This window comes from Rathayibacter sp. Leaf248, assembly GCF_920939495.1.
Taxonomy (GTDB): Bacteria; Actinomycetota; Actinomycetes; order Actinomycetales; family Microbacteriaceae; genus Rathayibacter; species Rathayibacter caricis.
This window is the reverse complement of record NZ_CAKLAV010000001.1, coordinates 1,537,098-1,553,393: the sequence shown is the minus strand read 5'-3', so window position 1 is coordinate 1,553,393 and position 16,296 is coordinate 1,537,098. Positions and strand designations below refer to the sequence as shown.

The window sequence follows — 16,296 nt, the reverse complement described above, 5'->3', positions numbered from 1 at the left end:
ATAGTTAGCCTAACGAAATATCACCGCGAACGGAGAGGGTCGCTCCGATCCGCCCGTCAGCGGGAGGCGGAGCGGACGGCGCCGACGCTCGCGGCGACGACCAGGCCGATGCCGATCGCCTCGACCACCGTGAGCCGCTGGCCGAGCACGAGGAAGCCCGACAGGGCGGCCGCACCCGGAGCGAGCGACATCAGGATCGAGAAGGTCGACGAGCGCAGGCGCCGCAGCGCGAGCAGCTCCAGCGCGTACGGCACCGCGGAGGAGAGCACCGCGACCGCGAAGCCCAGCAGCAGCACCGGCGGCAGGATCAGCGCGGGCCCCGCCGTCGCGATGCCGAACGGCAGCGAGACGACCGCGCCGGCGGCCAGGGCCAGCGCCAGCCCGTCGAGGCGGGGGAAGCGCCCGCCCGTCCGCTCGGCGAAAACGATGTAGGTCGCCCAGAGCGCCGCGGCTCCCAGGGCGAACGCGACGCCGACGGGGTCGAGCGAGCCGAAGCCGCCCTGCGAGAGCGTGACGACCCCGGCCAGGGCGAGGCCAGCCCAGAGGAGGCTGAGCAGGCTCCGGCCGGCGATCACCGAGAGGGTCAGCGGGCCGAGGACCTCGAGGGTGACGGCGGCGCCCTGCGGGATGCGGGCGATGGCCTCGTAGTAGCAGGCGTTCATCCCGCCGAGGGCGAGCCCGTAGACCACGACGGTGCCCCAGTCGGCCCGCGTGTAGCCGCGCAGCCTCGGGCGGCAGACGACGAGCAGCACGAGCGCCGAGAAGACGAGGCGGAGGGTGACCGTGCCGATCGGACCCGCGGCCGGGAAGAGCAGGACGGCGAAGGACGCGCCGAGCTGCACGCTCGCCACCGCGCCCAGCACGAGGCCGATCGAGCCGGCACCGCCCGAGCGGCGCGGCGCCTCGCGCACGTCGTTCAGCTCGAGCGCCGCTGCTTCTGCACGGGAGGGACGTTGTAGCCGAGCAGGCCGATGCCCGTCGCGTCCCAGCGGAGCGTCGTCAGCGACACGTTGTCGACGACGGGGAACGTGTGGCGGTACGTCTCGGGGTTGATGCCGAGGTAGGCGCACAGGAGCAGGCGGATGAGCGTGCCGTGCGCGACGACGAGCACGCGGCCCTCGGGGTGGTCGCGGTGGATCCGGGCGAGCGAGGCGTTGGCGCGGGCGACCGCGTCGAGCCCCGACTCCCCGCCGGGCATCGGCTGGATCGCCGGAGCGGCGACCCACGCGCGGTAGGCGTCCGGGAAGCGCTTCTCCATCTCGGCCGTCGTCAGTCCCTCGCCCTGGCCGAAGTCGACCTCGACGAGAGCGGGGTCCGGATGAACCTCGAGGTGCGCCGCGCGGGCGGCCGGGACCGCCGTGCGGACCGCTCGCACGAGCGTGGACGAGTACACCGCCTCGAGGTCGGCGTCGACGGCCCAGGAGGCGAGCGTCGCCGCCTGGTCCTGTCCGCGAGGAGTGAGGGCGATGTCGGAGGAGCCCGCGAAGCGGTTCTCGGAGTGCCAGACGGTCTCTCCGTGCCGGGCGAGGATCAGGGTCGTCACCCCCTGAGCCTACCGAGCGTCACCCGAGCGGGAGGTGGGTGCGGGCGGGACGCGCAGGATCCTGCTCGCCGGGCTTCAGGCGTCGGCCGCGGAGTAGTGCGCGTCGACCAGGACGGGGAGGTGGTCCGAGAGCCCCTGCGGCAGGGTCGACACTCGCTCGATGCGGATGGAGTCGCTGATCGCGAAGTCGAAGTGCCCGCTGAAGTACCGGTAGCGGGCGTAGGTCGGGGAGTCGCTCCGCGACACCAGGTAGCCGTTCCGCGTCATCTTGCGGTCGAGTCCGCGGAAGAACCAGGGGTAGTTGTAGTCGCCGACCATGAGCGAGGGGGTGTCCGGGGCGTACTCGCGCAGCCGGTTGAGCGCCTCGTCGATCTGCTTCCGGCGCAGGGCGTTGCCGGCCGAGAGGGGGGCCGCGTGGAACGAGGAGACGGCGATCGATCCGCCCTGCTCATCGGTCAGCCGGACGGCGAGCAGGCGCTCGTGAGCGGGGGACATGACGCGGTCGTGCATCGACTTGCTGAGCTCGAAGGCGGCACTGCCGGCCAGCTCGAAGCGGGCGTGCGAGTAGTAGATCGCGAGCCCGAGCCGGTTGCGGGCGGTGACGGTCGCGAGGCGCAGGTCGCCCAGCTCCTGCGGGAGCTTCGTGGTGTCGCACTCCTGCAGGCAGAGGACGTCGACGTCATGACGGGCGGCGAGCGGAGCGATCTCGACGTGCGCTCGGTGCTCCCGGAGGTTGTAGGAGATCACCCGGAGGGCGCGTTCTTTCGGCTGCATTCCGCCAGTGTAGGGCGGCTCGTCGGGCGTCGCGGCGACGTCCGGGCGAACACGGAGGGACCTCGTCGGGTCCTGATCGCGACGGCGTCAGGAGCCCGGCGAGGTCCCTCGCGGGGAGTGGTCAGCGGGTGGCGCCGGCGGTCCCGTCGGGGTCGGCGTCGGTGCCGTGGACGCCGTCGGTGGGGCCCCAGTCGGGCAGCGGCGGGTTCTCCGCGTCGCCGTCCTGGGTGAGTCCGTCGGGGGACGGGCGGCCGACCTCGTCCAGGCCCGCGGTGGTGCCGTCGCCGGTCTCCGGCTCGGTCGGCGAGGGGATCTGCTCGGGGTCGACGAGGGTCGGTTCGATGTCGTTGTCGGAGCTGCTCATAGCGTTACGCTAAGCCGCCGTCCGGACGTGGCGCACCCCCTTGATTTCGCAGATGACCGCGCGTGGAGCCAGGCCCGTGCACCGTGATCGAGGTCGCCCGCTCGGAGGGAACGCATCCGTGCGCTTGTGGGAGCGAGACGACGAAGGCCCCCGCTCCGATCGGAGCAGGGGCCTTCGTCGTTCGGGCGGTGCGGCTCAGCGGCCGTAGGCCGAGGCGGCCGGGCAGTCGAACGGGTCGCCGCCGGCCGAGAGGCCCACGCGGTTGAGGTAGCGGACGACGATGCCGTACGACTCGAGCAGCGAGGTCTCGGTGTAGGGGATCTGGTGGGTGGCGCAGTACTCCTTCGCGATGACCTGGGCACGGCGCAGGGCCGGGCGGGGCATGTTCGGGAAGAGGTGGTGCTCGACCTGGTAGTTCAGACCGCCCATGTAGAGGTCGGTGAGCCAGGTGCTCTTGATGCTGCGCGAGGTGAGGACCTGACGGCGCAGGAAGTCGACGCGCGCCTCCTTCGGCAGCAGCGGCATGCCCTTGTGGTTCGGAGCGAACGAGGCGCCCATGTAGAGGCCAAAGACGCCCATCTGCACGCCGAGGAAGGCGAACGCCATGCCCAGCGGGAGCGCCCAGAAGATGACGGCGAGGTAGAGGCCGACGCGGGCGACGAGCATCGAGATCTCGACCCAGCGCTTGTCGACCTTGCCGCGGCCGAAGACCGTGCGGAAGCCGTGGATGTGCAGGTTGAGGCCCTCGAGCAGGAGGAGGGGGAAGAAGGCGTAGCCCTGGCGGCGGGTCAGCCAGGCGTACAGGCCGCGCGAGCGGGCCGCGTCCTCGCTGGTGAACGAGATGACGTCGCGCTCGATGTCGGGGTCCTTGCCGAGCACGTTCGGGTTCGCGTGGTGCCGGCTGTGCTTGTGCATCCACCACGAGTAGCTGATGCCGACGAAGAGGTTCGCGAGGGTGCGCCCCGCGACGTCGTTGGCCTTGCCCGACTCGAACACCTGACGGTGCGAGGCCTCGTGCGCGAGGAACGCGAACTGGGTGAGGACGATGCCGAGGGCGGCGGCCAGCAGGAGCTGGAACCACGAATCGCCCAGCAGGACGAAGCCGGTCACGATGCCGCCGAGGGCGAGCACCAGCACGGCGAACATCGTGTAGTAGAAGCCGGTGCGGCGACGCAGCAGGCCCGCGTCGCGGACGGTGCTGAGCAGGCCGGAGTACTCGGTGGTGGGGTTGATGCGGCCGTCGGCGCGCGGACGCGTCCGGACGACGCGAGAGACGGGCTTCGCCTCGCTGCCGCTCTGGGCGGTCGAGCCGCCGTCGGACAGGGTGGTGGGAACGCTCACGGGGTGCCTCGTTCTTTCGGGGCGGCCATCGGCGTCGACGGCCTCGTGGAGAGCGACCCCCGACTCGGCCTCGTGAGGCACGGCCCGGTCCGCTCCTGGTTCACCACGCCGGTAGGGGCCGGTCGTGGCGTGCGGCGACCGGTTTCTTGGGCTACCTCTTCGAAGACTACGGGCAGGGGGTGCCCACCGCACCATGAGGATTGCCAGCCTTCGCGAACGGTACGACGGCGCGGCGGCCGCGATCGCGACCGCCGCGCCGATTCCGGCGCTCAGGAACCTATCGAGTCCTGCGGGCGTCCGGACTTGAGCGCCGCGAGGCGCGCCTCGACCTCGGTCATCTCGCCGAGGTCCTCGAGCGACTCGAACTGGGCGTCCAGGCTCGAGGAGGCGAGCTCCTCCGCTCCACGGACGCGCGCCTCCTCGCGGCGGATCTTCTGCTCGAAGCGGCTCACCTCGCTGGTCGGGTCCATAATGTCGATGCTCTTGATCGCGTCCTGGACCTGCGACTGCGCCTCGACGGTCTTCGAGCGCGCGATCAGCTCGTCGCGCTTGGACGAGAGCTGGTTGAGCTTCTCGCGCATCTGGTTCAGGCCCGACTTGAGCTTGTCGACGACCTCGGTCTGCGAGGCGATCGTCGGCTCGGCGTCCTTCGCCTCCTTCTCGGACTGGATCTGGCGCTGCAGCGCGACCTTGGCCAGGGCGTCGAACTTGTCGGCGTCGCCTGTGCTGCCGGAGGCGCGCAGGTCGTCGGCCTTGCGGCTCGCTGCGAACGCCTTGGCGCCCCACTCCTGCGCGTTGTCGACGTCCTCGCGGTAGTCGTCCTCGAGCAGGCGCAGGTTGCCGATGGTCTGCGCGATGGCGGCCTCGGCGTCGCGGATGCTCTCGGTGTAGTCGCGCACCATCTGGTCCAGCATCTTCTGCGGGTCCTCGGCCTGGTCGAGGAGCGCGTTGATGTTCGCCTTCGCGAGCTGCGCGATGCGTCCGAAGATGGACTGTCTCTGGGCCATGCTGTCTCTCCTTGCGTCGTGGGATGTCGTGTCGATCAGAGGTGTGAGAACTCTCAGAAGCGGCCGCCGCCGCCGCGGCGTCCACCGCCGCCACGGGAGCCGCCGCCGAAGCCGCCGCCGCTCGAGCGGCGGGAGGAGCCGCCGAAGCCGCCGCCCGACGAGCCGCCGAAACCGCCGCCGAACCCGCCGGAGCGGTAGCCGGAGCGGCGCCCGCCGCCCAGCAGCGACTCGACGAGGATCCCGCCGAGGAACGCGCCGGTGGTGTTCCCGCCGTAAGGGCTGCCCACGGCGGTCGGCGACGCGTACCGGCTCGTGTCCGAGCGGGCCTGCTGCAGGGCGTCCTGGGCCAGGGCGGAGGCGCGCTGCGCCGAGGCCAGCGCCTCGCGCGGGTCGGTCGGCGCGATCTGCGCCGCGTACTCGGAGGCGCGGACCGCCTCCGTCAGCCGGGTGCGCGCGAGCGAGCCCACGGCCCCGCGCCGGGCGGCGATGAAGTCCTCGGCGGCCGAGACGCGGCTCCGCGCGGTCGTGAGCTCGGCCGCGAGGGCGGCGCGCTCGCGCTCCCGCTGGGCCTGGGCGTCGCGGTAGCCGCCGACGGCCGCGTCGATCGTGCTGTCGGCCGCCGCCAGGGTGGCGAGCAGTCCCAGCGGATCGTTCGGGCGCACGGACGCGGCACGCTCGACCTGGTCGAGGGACGCCTCCGTCTGCGCGATCGCGATGCCCATGTTCTGCGCGAGGGGAGCGGTGGCGGGATCCGAGGCGTCGGCCGAGGCGGCGAGCGTGCGGCCCTGGGCGACGTCGGCGCGGATCTCGGCGAGGCGCGCGGCGAGGGTCGCCTCGGCCTCGCGCAGGTCGGCGGCGCGGGTCGCGACCGCGTCGAGCAGGCCGGACGCCTGCTCCGCCGCCTGCTGCCCCGAGCGCAGCAGAACGGCCGCGCGCCCGGTGTCACCGGCGGTGAGGGCCTCGCGAGCGCCGTCGACGCCGTCACGTGCGAAGCGGAGTCGGTCCTCGGCCTGGTCGGCGTCGTCCTCGACGTCGTCGATCGCGGAGGGGGAGTAGGAGACGGCGAGCTCGCCGAGGATCGCGCGCGTCGGCGCGATGCGGAGCGCGACCGCCTCGATGCGCGCGGCGAGCTGCGCCGCCACCTCCGGAGCGTTCTTCTCGAGGTCGCGCAGCTCCTCGAACGCCTCGGCCTTCTCGTCCAGCGCCTGCTCGGCGTCGGCGCAGAGCTGCAGGATCCGGGAGTAGCCGTCGCGGCGCTCCTGGTCGGTCTCGGGCTCGGCGTCGTCGAGGCGCTGCTGCAGCCCGAAGGCCTCGCCGAGGAGCCGCTTGGCGGTCACGAGCGCCTCGCGGAAGGGCCCGGTCGCGTCCGAGCCGAACTGCGCCTCCGCGAAGCCGACCTCCTGCTCGCTGGTGCGCACGGCGTCGTCGGCGTGCACGAGGGCGGATCCGGCGCGGGTGGCGAGCTCGTCGATCGAGGCCTCGACGGCCTCCGCGGCCTTCCGGCGGCGCGAGCGGCGGACGAGGAGGAGGACCACGATGCCCAGGACCACGAGGACGGCGAGGACCGCGAGGACGATCGTCGCTCCGCGACCGAGGGACTCGCCGGCGGTCGGCGCCTCGAGGCGCTCGCCGATGCCGTCCGCCGCGGCCACCGCCGCTCCTGCCCAGTCGCCCTCGACGAGCTGCGGTTCGATCTCGTCGCTCTCGAGCGACGACAGCTGCGCGTCGTCGAGCGCGAAGCCGTCGGCGACCGAGACCTGGTACTGGCGGGCGCCGACCGCGACCGCGAGGAGGACGTCGTCGTCGCCGAGCCCGTTCAGCTCGGCGGTGGCGTCGGCCCAGCGCTGGTCGCCCGAGACTCCGGTGAAGCTGTCGACGTACGCGACGAACAGCTGGACGCGGTGCTGCTCGTACAGGCGCGACGCGGCCTGCTCGATCTCCGCGGCCTCACCCGGTGCGAGGGCCCCGACGGAGTCGAGGACGGGGGAGGAGCCGAGGGTCGCCGGGTCCTCGGCGACCGCGGCGGGGGCCCCGGCGAGCACGGCGGCGGCGGCCACGAGCAGGGCCACGACCGTGCGGAGGAGCGGACGCCCGACGGCGGAGCGCTCACGGACGTCGGACCGGTGGTTCGCTGTCGCGGTCATCGCGCACACTCCTTCGTCGTTCGCCTCCCGAGTGTAGACAGGGCGGTCGACGAGGAGCAGGGAGCGATCGCCGCGGAGCGCGTCCGCCGCCCGTGGCGGATGGGAGAACGCCGGGAGACGGAATGCGCTCGTCACCGCCGCGGTTCCCCTCCGCGGTGCGACTGCTGGTCGCGCCCGCCCGACCCCTGACGAAAGGCCCTCCGTGGATCCCTTCTCCCCCCTCACCGCCGGTGACCTCGAACTCCCCAACCGCGTCGTCATGGCGCCGATGACGCGCCTGCGCGCCGACGAGAAGGGCGTCCCCGGCGCCCTCATCGCCGAGCACTACGCCCAGCGCGCGAGCCTGGGCCTGATCATCAGCGAGGGAGTGTTCCCCAGCGCCGAGTCCAAGGGCTACGCCGGGCAGCCGGGCATCGAGACCGCCGAGCAGGCCGAGGGCTGGCGCGTCGTCGCCGACGCCGTGCACGCCGCCGGTGGCCGCATCGTCATGCAGATCATGAACGCGGGCCGCGTCTCGCACACCGCGATCACCGGCACCGACCGCATCGTCGCTCCCAGCGCCATCGCGATCGACGGAGAGGTCCGCGTCCCCGGCGACGACAAGGCCCGCTTCCCGGTGCCGCACGCGCTCACGACCGAGGAGCTCGCCGTCGTGCGCGACGAGTTCGTCGCCGCCGCCCGCCGCGCGGTCGACGCCGGCTTCGACGGCGTCGAGGTCCACTCGGCCAACGGCTACCTGCTGCACGAGTTCCTCTCGCCGGTCTCGAACGTGCGCACCGACGCCTACGGCGGGAGCCCCGCCGCGCGCGCCGCGTTCCCGATCGAGGTCACCCGCGCGATCGCCGACGAGATCGGCGCCGGCCGCGTCGGCATCCGCATCTCGCCGAGCCACAACATCCAGGACGTCCTCGAGACGGACGCCGACGACGTGCGCGCCACCTACGAGGCCCTCGTCGACGGACTCGCGCCGCTCGCGCTCTCCTACCTCAGCGTGCTGCACGCCGAGCCCGCGGGCGAGCTGGTGCAGGACCTCCGCTCGCGCTTCGGCGGCGTCCTGATCGCGAACAGCGGCTTCGGATCGCCGACCACGCGCGACGAGGTCCGCTCGCTGATCGCCGACGGCCACGCCGACGCCGTCGCGGTGGGCCGTCCGGTGATGGCCAACCCCGACCTCGTCGAGCGCTGGCAGGGCGGACACCCCGAGAACGAGCTCGACCAGGCCACCGTCTACGCGAGCGGCGCCGAGGGCTACACCGACTACGAGCGTCTCTCGGTGTAGTCGTACCGACGACGAAGGCCCGCTCCCCGTGCAGGGGGCGGGCCTTCGTCGTGTCCGGGATCAGCCCCGGTGCTTGAGCTCGTCCTCGATCGCAGCGTCCTCCTCGGGGGAGAGCTCCTGCTCCACGTCCTCGGGGCCGGCGGTCTCGCCGATCCGGCCCTCGCCGAGCGCGCGGATCGACTCGATGTCGTCGGACAGCGCGGCGTCGTCCGGGGAGCCGCTCACGAGCCCGACTCGATCTCTCCGGCCGAGACGGCCTCGGCGTACTTGCGGAGGTCCGGCCCGGGCTCGAAGTCGATGAAGCGGTCCTTCAACCGAGCGTTCAGCTCGGCGAAGACGTCCTCCCAGGGCTCGCCCTTCTTGCTCTGGGCGAGGTCGAGCACCGCCTCGCGGAGGACACGGTCCGAGTCCTCGAGGATCTTGCTGCGGGCTTCGTCGTTCCAGCGGATGTCCTGTGCGTCCATCCTCCGACCGTAGGCGGGGGCGCGGGGGCGACGCAGGGACTTGCGGAGCGCGGATCGGAGGCGTAGGCGCCGCCTCCGATCCGCACCGTTTACGCCAGGGCGGGCAGGACCTCGCGCTCGAACAGCTCGATCCCCGAGCGGTCGTAGGCCGCGTCCGGGAAGTAGAAGATGCCGTAGTCCATGCCGCGCGCGGCCATGTCGGCCAGGCGGTCGACGATCTGCGCGGGGGTGCCGACGGCGAGCGCGTCGGAGGAGCGGTACTCCGCCACGAAGGACGCGGCACCCTCGGCACCGAGGAACGGGGTCACGCGCTCCTCCAGCCGCTGCAGGCCCTTCTCGACGTCGGCCTCGGTCTCGCCGATCATCACGTTGTAGTTGGCGCTGCGGGTGATCGCCGAGAAGTCGGTGCCGAGCCGCTCGCAGTGCGCTCGGAGCACCTCGCTCTTGTGGTCGAACGCCTCGGCGGCGCCCGCGAAGTTCGTGTACTGCGCGTACTGGGCCGCGATCCGCAGCGTGACCTTCTCGCCGCCGCCGGCGACCCAGAGCGGGATCCCGCCCTCCTGCAGCGGCAGCGGGCGGTTGATCGCGCCGTCCACCGTGTAGTAGCGCCCGTCGAGCGTCGCGGAGCCGGTGGTCCAGGCCTGGCGCATGATCTGCACGCCCTCGTCGAGGCGGCCGAGCCGCTCGGCGATGCGCGGGAACCCGTAGCCGTACGCGCGCCACTCGTGCTCGTACCAGCCGCCGCCGATGCCCATCTCGACCCGGCCGCCCGAGACCACGTCGACGGTCGTCGCGATCTTGGCGAGGTGCATCGGGTTCCGGTACGACATGCACGTGCACATCTGGCCGAGGCGCACGCGGGAGGTCGTCGCCGCGAAGGCCGCCATGAGCGTCCACGCCTCGTGGGTCGCCTCCTCGGTCGGCACCGGGACGGTGTGGAAGTGGTCGTACACCCAGATCGACTCCCAGGCGCCGGAGTCGGCGTGCCGGGCGAGGTCGTTCATGGTGCGCCACTGGTCGGCGGGGTCGATGCCGACGAGGTCGTGGCGCCAGCCCTGGGGGATGAAGAGTCCGAATCGCATGCCGCCGACGCTAGACCGGCCCGGGCGAGAGGTCGAGGGGGTGCGGGGGCTCCAGTACGCTTCCCAGCGATGCTGACCGACACCCTCGACCTGGGCCTCCCGATCATCCTGCTCATGGTGCTCGCCGCCTTCGCCGCAGGCTGGATCGACGCGGTGGTGGGCGGCGGCGGACTGCTCCAGCTACCCGCGCTGCTCCTGGTGCCCGGCATCTCGCCCGTGCAGGCGCTGGCGACCAACAAGCTCGCGTCGATCTTCGGCACCACGACCAGCGCGATCACGTTCTTCCGGCGGGCGAGGCCCGACCTGCGCACCGCACTGCCGATGGCGGCCGTCGCCCTCGCGGGCAGCTACGGAGGCGCGACGCTCGCGGGGCTGCTGCCCTCCTCCGTCTTCAAGCCGATCATCGTCGTCGCGCTGATCGTGGTCGCCGTCGTCACGATCGCGCGCCCGACGATGGGCAGCGTCACCGCGCTCAAGCACGCGGGGCGGCGGCACCTCGTGACCGCGGCGGTGCTCGGCCTCGTGATCGGCTTCTACGACGGCCTGATCGGCCCCGGCACCGGCACGTTCCTGATCATCGCCCTGATCACGGCGCTCGGCTACGACTTCCTGCTCGCGAGCGCGAAGGCCAAGATCGTGAACGTGGCGACGAACCTCGGGGCGCTGCTCTACTTCATCCCGGGCGGGCACGTCGTATGGGTGCTGGGCCTGTTCATGGGCCTCGCGAACGTGGCGGGGGCGTACCTGGGCTCGCGGATGGCGGTGGCCAAGGGGAGCCGCTTCATCCGGATCGCGTTCCTCGCGGTGGTCGGCGCGCTCATCCTGAAGCTCGGGTTCGACGTGTGGACCGAGAACCTGGCGCCGCTGCTGGGCTGAGGACCGGGCTCAGGATCCGGGACCCCGGCGAGGACCGGTGCCCGGTTGAGGCGGCAGAACCTCAGCCGGGAGGGCTCGTCAGCCGCGATGGTGCGCGACGAGTCGTTCCGGCTGAGGTTCTGCGGAAGGGCTGCGGCGGATCAGCCGACGGGGATCGCTCCGACCAGGACGCCGACCGCCAGCATCACCAGCGAGACGATCACCGCGCGCCACAGCACCTTGCGGTGGTGGTCGCCGAGGTTGACCGCGGCGAGCGAGACGAGCAGCAGGATCGCGGGGACCAGCGGGCTCTGCAGGTGGACCGGCTGGCCGGTGATGGAGGCGCGGGCCATCTCGACCGGGTCGATGCCGTAGTTCGCGGCGCTCTCGGCGAGCACCGGGAGGATGCCGTAGTAGAACGCGTCGTTCGACATGAAGAAGGTCATCGGGATGCTCAGCACACCGGTGATGACGGCGAGGAACGGGCCCAGCGCCGGCGGGATCACATCGACGACCCACTCGGCCATCGCGTCGACCATGCCGGTGCCGTTCAGGACTCCGATGAGCACGCCCGCGGCGAGGACCATCGAGACGACGCCGACGATGCTCGGCGCGTGCTTCACGATCTCGGACGCCTGGTCCTTCATCTTCGGGAAGTTGATCAGCAGCGCGACCGCGGAGCCGACCATGAAGACGTAGGGCAGCGGCAGGATGTCGGCGACCAGCAGCGTCATGACGATCAGGGTGAGCGCGAGGTTCACCCAGATGAGCTTCGGACGCAGGGTCTCGCGCTCGGGGTCGAGCATGGTGTCGGCCATCGCGGTGTCGGCGTCGTCGGCCTGGACGCGGGCGGCGACGGCGACCTGGGCGCCGCGCAGCGACTCCGGCCCGCGGAGGAACGAGAACTTCTCGCGGGCGACGGTGCGGATGCCTCCGGTCAGGGCGGCGAGGCCGCCGGTGCGCGGGGCGCGGCCGGCGCCGACGAGCTCGCGCTCCACCATCGGCTCGGCGAGGGCCAGCGAGCCGAGGCGGCGGCGCTCGCCGAGTCCGAGGAACCAGGCGAAGACGAGCGTGACGGCGAGGCCCACCGCGAGGGAGGGGAGCATCGGCACGAAGATCTCGCTCGGCGAGACCTGCAGGGCTGCGGCGGCGCGGACGGTCGGACCGCCCCACGGCACGATGTTGAGCGTGCCGTTCGCGAGGCCGGCGACGCAGGTCAGCACGACCGGGTTCATCCCCAGGCGGAGGTAGATCGGCAGCATCGCCGCGGTGGTCACGATGAAGGTGGTCGATCCGTCGCCGTCGAGCGAGACGGCTCCGGCCAGCAGCGCCGTGCCGAGGACGACCTTCGCCGGGTCGTCGCCCAGCGCGCGGACGATGAAGCGGATCAGCGGGTCGAAGAGCCCGACGTCGATCATGATGCCGAAGTACATGATCGCGAACATCAGCAGGGCGGCGGTGGGGGCGAGGCTGCCGATGGCCTCGATGACCATGTCGCCGATGCCCAGACCTGCGCCGGCGAAGAGGCCGAAGATCGTGGGGACGACGATCAGCGCGACCATGGGCGTGAGCTTCTTGGTCATGATCAGGGCCATGAAGGCCAGGATCATCGTGAATCCGAGTACTACCAACACTGCTGACTCCTTCGTCGTCGTGCGTCCTGCTGCCCGTCGCGAGCGGCGCTGTCCGGGTCCTGAGAACCCTAGGGAGGCCCGGCCCCGCCGCCCGGGTATCGCTCATAAGCGCGCGATCTGCGCATAGTGTGGGTTCTGCGCATTCTGCGCAGGGAGGAGACCGCATGCGCTTCGCGACCCACGTGCTCGTGCTGCAGCTCGCGACCGTCTCGGCCGCCGTCCTCGTCTGCGCCAGCCTCGTCACCGCGCTCAGCGTGCAGCAGCTGCGCGGCGAGGCGGAGGAGACCGCGCTCGCCATCGCCCGCACCGTCGCCGAGGATCCGGACGTGCGCGCGGCCGTCGGCGACTACTCCGCCGACCCCGGCACGCCCGACGCGGTCGGCCTGCGGACGGGACCGCTCGAGGACCTCGCCGCCGGAGTGGAGGAGCGCACCGGCGCGCTCTTCGTCGTGATCACCGACGACCAGGGCATCCGGCTCGCCCACCCCGACCCCGACCGGCTCGGCGAGGTCGTCTCGACCAGCGCGACCGAGGCGCTCGCCGGACGCGAGAGCGTCTCGTGGGGCACCGGCACGCTGGGGGAGTCGGCGCGGGCGAAGGTGCCCGTCTTCGCTCCCGGCGGCGGCGGCGGGGTCGTCGGCGAGGTGAGCATCGGCTTCGCGCGCTCGAGCGTCTTCGACGACCTGCCGACCGCTCTGCTGGGCGTCCTCGCCGCGGCGGTCGCGGCGCTGGTGCTCGCCGCGGTCGCCTCCGTGTTCATCCGGCGCCGGCTGCTGCGGCTGACGCTGGGCCTGGCTCCGGAGGAGCTGACCGCGCTCGTGCAGGACCAGGCGGCAGTGCTCGACGGGGTCGACGAGGGCGTGCTCGCCTTCGACCGCGACGGACGGGTCGGCGTCTGCAACGCGCGCGCCGCCGCGATCCTCGGCTCGGACGACCCCTCCGGCCGCGCCCTGCAGGGCCGGACCCTCGACGGCCTCGACCTCCCGACTCCGCTGGCCGACGCGATCGCCGCCGCGCTGCGCTCGCCCGAGCGGGCCCGGTCGGCGGGAGCGGAGGGGTTCGTCGTGCACTCGCGCATCGTCTACGTCGACATCCGCCGGGTGACCCGCGGCGACCGCGACCTCGGCGTCGTCGTCGTGCTGCGCGACCGGACCGACGTCGCGGCGCTCAGCCGCCGCCTGGACGCGGTCGGCTCGATGACGAACGCGCTGCGCGTGCAGCGGCACGAGTTCGCCAACCGCCTGCACGTCGTGGCGGGCCTGCTCGACGCCGGTCGGACGGAGTCGGCGCGCGACTACCTCGACGAGGTGCTGACCCGCGGGCCGCTGAAGTACCCCGTCCAGCACGCCGACCGGCTGCAGGAGCCGTACCTCCAGGCGCTCGTCGGCGCGAAGGGGATCGAGGCGGCCGAGCGCGGCGTGCTGCTGACCCTGGGCGACGAGACGCTCGTGCGCGGCGTCGTCGTGGAGCCGGAGGACGTCGCGACAGTGGTCGGCAACCTGGTCGACAACGCGGTGCGGGCGGCCGCACTCGGCACCCGCGACGTGCGCTTCGTCGAGGTCGAGCTGCTGGACGACGGGGACACGCTGTTCGTGACGGTCGCCGACTCCGGCGACGGGGTCGCGGATCCGGACACCCTGTTCGAGCGCGGCCCCGCGGAGGAGGACGGGGACGACGACCGCGTGCACGGCCGCGGCTTCGGGCTGCCGCTCTGCCGCGAGGTGGCGGCGCGGCTCGGAGGAGCGGTGTGGCTGGCCGACGCGGGCGGCGGCTCGGCGGGAGCGGTGCTCTGCGCGCGGCTGCCGGGCGCGGTCCGTCCGCCCGATACGGAGGAGGAGCGATGACAGACCCGCAGGAGCGCACGGTGCTCGTCGTGGACGACGACTTCCGCGTGGCGCAGCTGCACGCCGACCTGGTCGACGGACGCCAGGGGCTGCGGGCCCTTCCGCCGGTGCACACCGCGCGGGCGGCGCGGGCGGCGGTGCTCGACTCCGCTCCGGATCTGCTGCTGCTCGACGTGCACCTGCCGGACCAGAGCGGCATCGCGCTGCTGCGCGAGCTCGACACGGACGCGTTCGTCGTGAGCGCGGCCTCGGACGGGGCGACAGTGAGACGGGCGCTGCACGCCGGCGCGCTCGGCTACCTGATCAAGCCGTTCGACGCGCGGCTGCTGGGCGAGCGGCTCGACGCGTACGTGCGGTTCCGCAACGTGCTGCGCGAGGACCGCGCGGCCGACCAGGAGGCGGTGGAGCGGGCGCTGCGGATCCTGCACTCGGGCGATGCGGCGGCGGCCGGGCCCTCGCGCTCGGCGACCGAGCAGCTCGTGCTCGCTCGGCTCACGGAGTCGGCCTCCGAGCTCTCGGCGCTGGAGGTCGCCGAGCGCGCGGGCATCTCGCGGGCGACGGCCCAGCGCTACCTCTCGGGGCTGGCCGGCCGCGGGCTGGTCGAGATGACCCTGAGCTACGGCTCGACGGGCCGACCGGAGCACCGGTACCGCGCGAAGTGAGTGCCCATGCCGGAAAGGACGAAGCCCCCCGGGACTCGTGGTTCCGGAGGGCTTCGTCACAGGGTGGTAGCTGAACAGGTGATCCGCGTGCCAGCGGATCGCCGTAGGCGGACGCAGGCCGCTCTGCGGGACCGTCCCACGCAGGGAAGCCGACCGCGGTGCGCCGCTGCGCGGCGCACGAAACGGTTCAGTGCCCGGCGTTCGCCTCCGCTTCCACGCGGCGGCGCTCGGCGGCCTCCTTCGCCATGCGGCGGCCCTTCGGGCTGACCAGCGACGCGATGACCGTGACGGTCAGCACTCCGATGATCACGCTCAGCGAGAGGCCGGTGCCGATCTCGAAGACCTCCACGTGCTCGCCGTTGTTGATGAACAGCAGCGTGTTCTCGTGGAGCGCGTGCAGGATCAGCTTCACGCCGATGAAGGCGAGGATCGCGGCGAGGCCGTAGCTGAGGTAGACCAGGCGGTCGAGCAGGCCGTCGATCAGGAAGTACAGCTGGCGCAGACCCAGCAGCGAGAACGCCGTCGCCGTGAAGACCAGGAAGACGTCGTTGGTCAGGCCGAAGATGGCGGGGACGCTGTCGAGGGCGAACAGGATGTCCGTGCCGCCGATCGCGGCCATGACCAGGAGCATCGGCGTGAGGACGCGCTTGCCGTCGACGGTCGTGTAGAACTTGTCGCCGTCGTAGGTGTCGCTCGTCTTGAAGACGCGCTTGGCGAGGCGGACCATGATGTTGTCGCCCGAGTGCTCGTCGCCCGGCTTCACCAGGTTGAACGCGGTGAGCAGCAGGATGAGGCCGAACGCGTAGAAGACCCACGCGAACGAGTTGATCAGCGCGGCGCCGAGGAAGATGAAGCCGGTGCGGGCGATCAGGGCGAAGACGATGCCGAAGAGCAGCACCTTCTGCTGGTCGGCCCGGGGCACTTTGAAGCTCGCCATGATGATCAGGAAGACGAACAGGTTGTCGACCGAGAGCGCCTTCTCGGTGATGTAGCCCGCGAAGTACTCGGATCCGGGAGTCGGCCCGCCGAAGACGAGCACGCCGAGGCCGAAGAGCACCGCGATGCCGACGTACAGGGCCGACCACACCGCCGACTCCTTCAGCGTGGGCTCGTGTGCCTTGCGCACGTGGAAGAAGAAGTCGAAGAGCAGGAGCAGGACGATGAAGACGATCGTCAGGGTCCAGATCAGGGGCGATACGGTCATCAGTGGGGGAGGCCTCGCTCGTGAAGGGGTGGGGGACGGTCGTCGGGGGGTCCGAGCGCCGGCGACGGGGTCGGGCAGGTGAGAACGCTAGCGATCCGT

The 16,296-nt window shown here is 72.2% G+C and carries 16 protein-coding genes; 4 read left to right on the top strand and 12 right to left on the bottom strand.

Annotated features, from left to right (window positions below; all coding sequences use genetic code 11):
* Positions 1 to 56: 56 nt before the first annotated feature.
* From LRG51_RS07635 to LRG51_RS07605, 7 genes are all read right to left on the bottom strand, one after another.
* On the bottom strand, positions 57 to 911 hold the full coding sequence (locus LRG51_RS07635) for an EamA family transporter (protein ID WP_230671968.1): 855 nt from the start codon (positions 909 to 911) through the stop codon (positions 57 to 59).
* Between the two features lie 5 nt (positions 912 to 916).
* Positions 917 to 1,543 carry a histidine phosphatase family protein gene (locus tag LRG51_RS07630; protein WP_055786801.1) on the bottom strand — a complete coding sequence of 209 codons (627 nt, stop codon included), beginning with the start codon at positions 1,541 to 1,543 and terminating at the stop codon, positions 917 to 919.
* A gap of 75 nt (positions 1,544 to 1,618) precedes the next feature.
* Positions 1,619 to 2,317 carry an endonuclease/exonuclease/phosphatase family protein gene (locus tag LRG51_RS07625; RefSeq protein WP_055786805.1) on the bottom strand — a complete coding sequence of 233 codons (699 nt, stop codon included), beginning with the start codon at positions 2,315 to 2,317 and terminating at the stop codon, positions 1,619 to 1,621.
* Positions 2,318 to 2,438: 121 nt separating this feature from the next.
* Positions 2,439 to 2,681 carry a hypothetical protein gene (locus LRG51_RS07620; RefSeq protein WP_230671966.1) on the bottom strand — a complete coding sequence of 81 codons (243 nt, stop codon included), beginning with the start codon at positions 2,679 to 2,681 and terminating at the stop codon, positions 2,439 to 2,441.
* A 195-nt stretch (positions 2,682 to 2,876) separates the two neighbouring features.
* A complete protein-coding gene (locus LRG51_RS07615) occupies positions 2,877 to 3,914 on the bottom strand; it encodes a fatty acid desaturase family protein (protein ID WP_055788897.1) in 1,038 nt (345 codons plus the stop codon).
* 377 nt (positions 3,915 to 4,291) lie between these two features.
* Entirely contained in the window at positions 4,292 to 5,029 is a 738-nt protein-coding gene (locus tag LRG51_RS07610) for a PspA/IM30 family protein (protein WP_230671964.1), read from the bottom strand.
* Between the two features lie 53 nt (positions 5,030 to 5,082).
* On the bottom strand, positions 5,083 to 7,173 hold the full coding sequence (locus tag LRG51_RS07605; protein WP_230671962.1) for a TPM domain-containing protein: 2,091 nt from the start codon (positions 7,171 to 7,173) through the stop codon (positions 5,083 to 5,085).
* A gap of 202 nt (positions 7,174 to 7,375) precedes the next feature.
* Between LRG51_RS07605 and LRG51_RS07600 the strand changes: the two genes are divergently transcribed.
* Complete coding sequence (locus tag LRG51_RS07600; RefSeq protein WP_230671960.1) at positions 7,376 to 8,452, top strand: alkene reductase; 1,077 nt, start codon at positions 7,376 to 7,378, stop codon at positions 8,450 to 8,452.
* Between the two features lie 60 nt (positions 8,453 to 8,512).
* Here LRG51_RS07600 and LRG51_RS07595 read toward each other — a convergent pair whose 3' ends face one another.
* The 3 genes from LRG51_RS07595 to LRG51_RS07585 form a co-directional block, all read right to left on the bottom strand.
* Positions 8,513 to 8,677 carry a hypothetical protein gene (locus LRG51_RS07595; RefSeq protein ID WP_230671958.1) on the bottom strand — a complete coding sequence of 55 codons (165 nt, stop codon included), beginning with the start codon at positions 8,675 to 8,677 and terminating at the stop codon, positions 8,513 to 8,515.
* Positions 8,674 to 8,916 carry a hypothetical protein gene (locus LRG51_RS07590; protein ID WP_055786822.1) on the bottom strand — a complete coding sequence of 81 codons (243 nt, stop codon included), beginning with the start codon at positions 8,914 to 8,916 and terminating at the stop codon, positions 8,674 to 8,676. Before LRG51_RS07590 ends, LRG51_RS07595 begins: the two co-directional genes overlap by 4 nt.
* Positions 8,917 to 9,005: 89 nt before the next feature.
* Positions 9,006 to 9,998: an LLM class F420-dependent oxidoreductase gene (locus tag LRG51_RS07585; protein ID WP_230671956.1), complete on the bottom strand. Its 993-nt coding sequence runs from the start codon at positions 9,996 to 9,998 to the stop codon at positions 9,006 to 9,008.
* Positions 9,999 to 10,067: 69 nt separating this feature from the next.
* Here LRG51_RS07585 and LRG51_RS07580 point away from each other — a divergent pair, with 69 nt between their 5' ends.
* Complete coding sequence (locus LRG51_RS07580; protein ID WP_055786827.1) at positions 10,068 to 10,874, top strand: sulfite exporter TauE/SafE family protein; 807 nt, start codon at positions 10,068 to 10,070, stop codon at positions 10,872 to 10,874.
* A 140-nt stretch (positions 10,875 to 11,014) separates the two neighbouring features.
* On the opposite strand, the gene LRG51_RS07575 is transcribed toward LRG51_RS07580, so the two are convergent.
* Positions 11,015 to 12,463 carry a CitMHS family transporter gene (locus LRG51_RS07575; RefSeq protein WP_230673105.1) on the bottom strand — a complete coding sequence of 483 codons (1,449 nt, stop codon included), beginning with the start codon at positions 12,461 to 12,463 and terminating at the stop codon, positions 11,015 to 11,017.
* A gap of 188 nt (positions 12,464 to 12,651) precedes the next feature.
* Here LRG51_RS07575 and LRG51_RS07570 point away from each other — a divergent pair, with 188 nt between their 5' ends.
* Positions 12,652 to 14,331 carry a sensor histidine kinase gene (locus tag LRG51_RS07570; RefSeq protein ID WP_230671954.1) on the top strand — a complete coding sequence of 560 codons (1,680 nt, stop codon included), beginning with the start codon at positions 12,652 to 12,654 and terminating at the stop codon, positions 14,329 to 14,331.
* A complete protein-coding gene (locus LRG51_RS07565) occupies positions 14,328 to 14,993 on the top strand; it encodes a response regulator (RefSeq protein WP_055786834.1) in 666 nt (221 codons plus the stop codon). Before LRG51_RS07570 ends, LRG51_RS07565 begins: the two co-directional genes overlap by 4 nt.
* A gap of 187 nt (positions 14,994 to 15,180) precedes the next feature.
* Here the strand turns inward: LRG51_RS07565 and LRG51_RS07560 are convergent, their stop codons facing one another.
* Positions 15,181 to 16,197, bottom strand: coding sequence for a TerC family protein (locus LRG51_RS07560; RefSeq protein WP_230671953.1), 1,017 nt, complete (start codon positions 16,195 to 16,197; stop codon positions 15,181 to 15,183).
* Positions 16,198 to 16,296 lie beyond the last annotated feature (99 nt).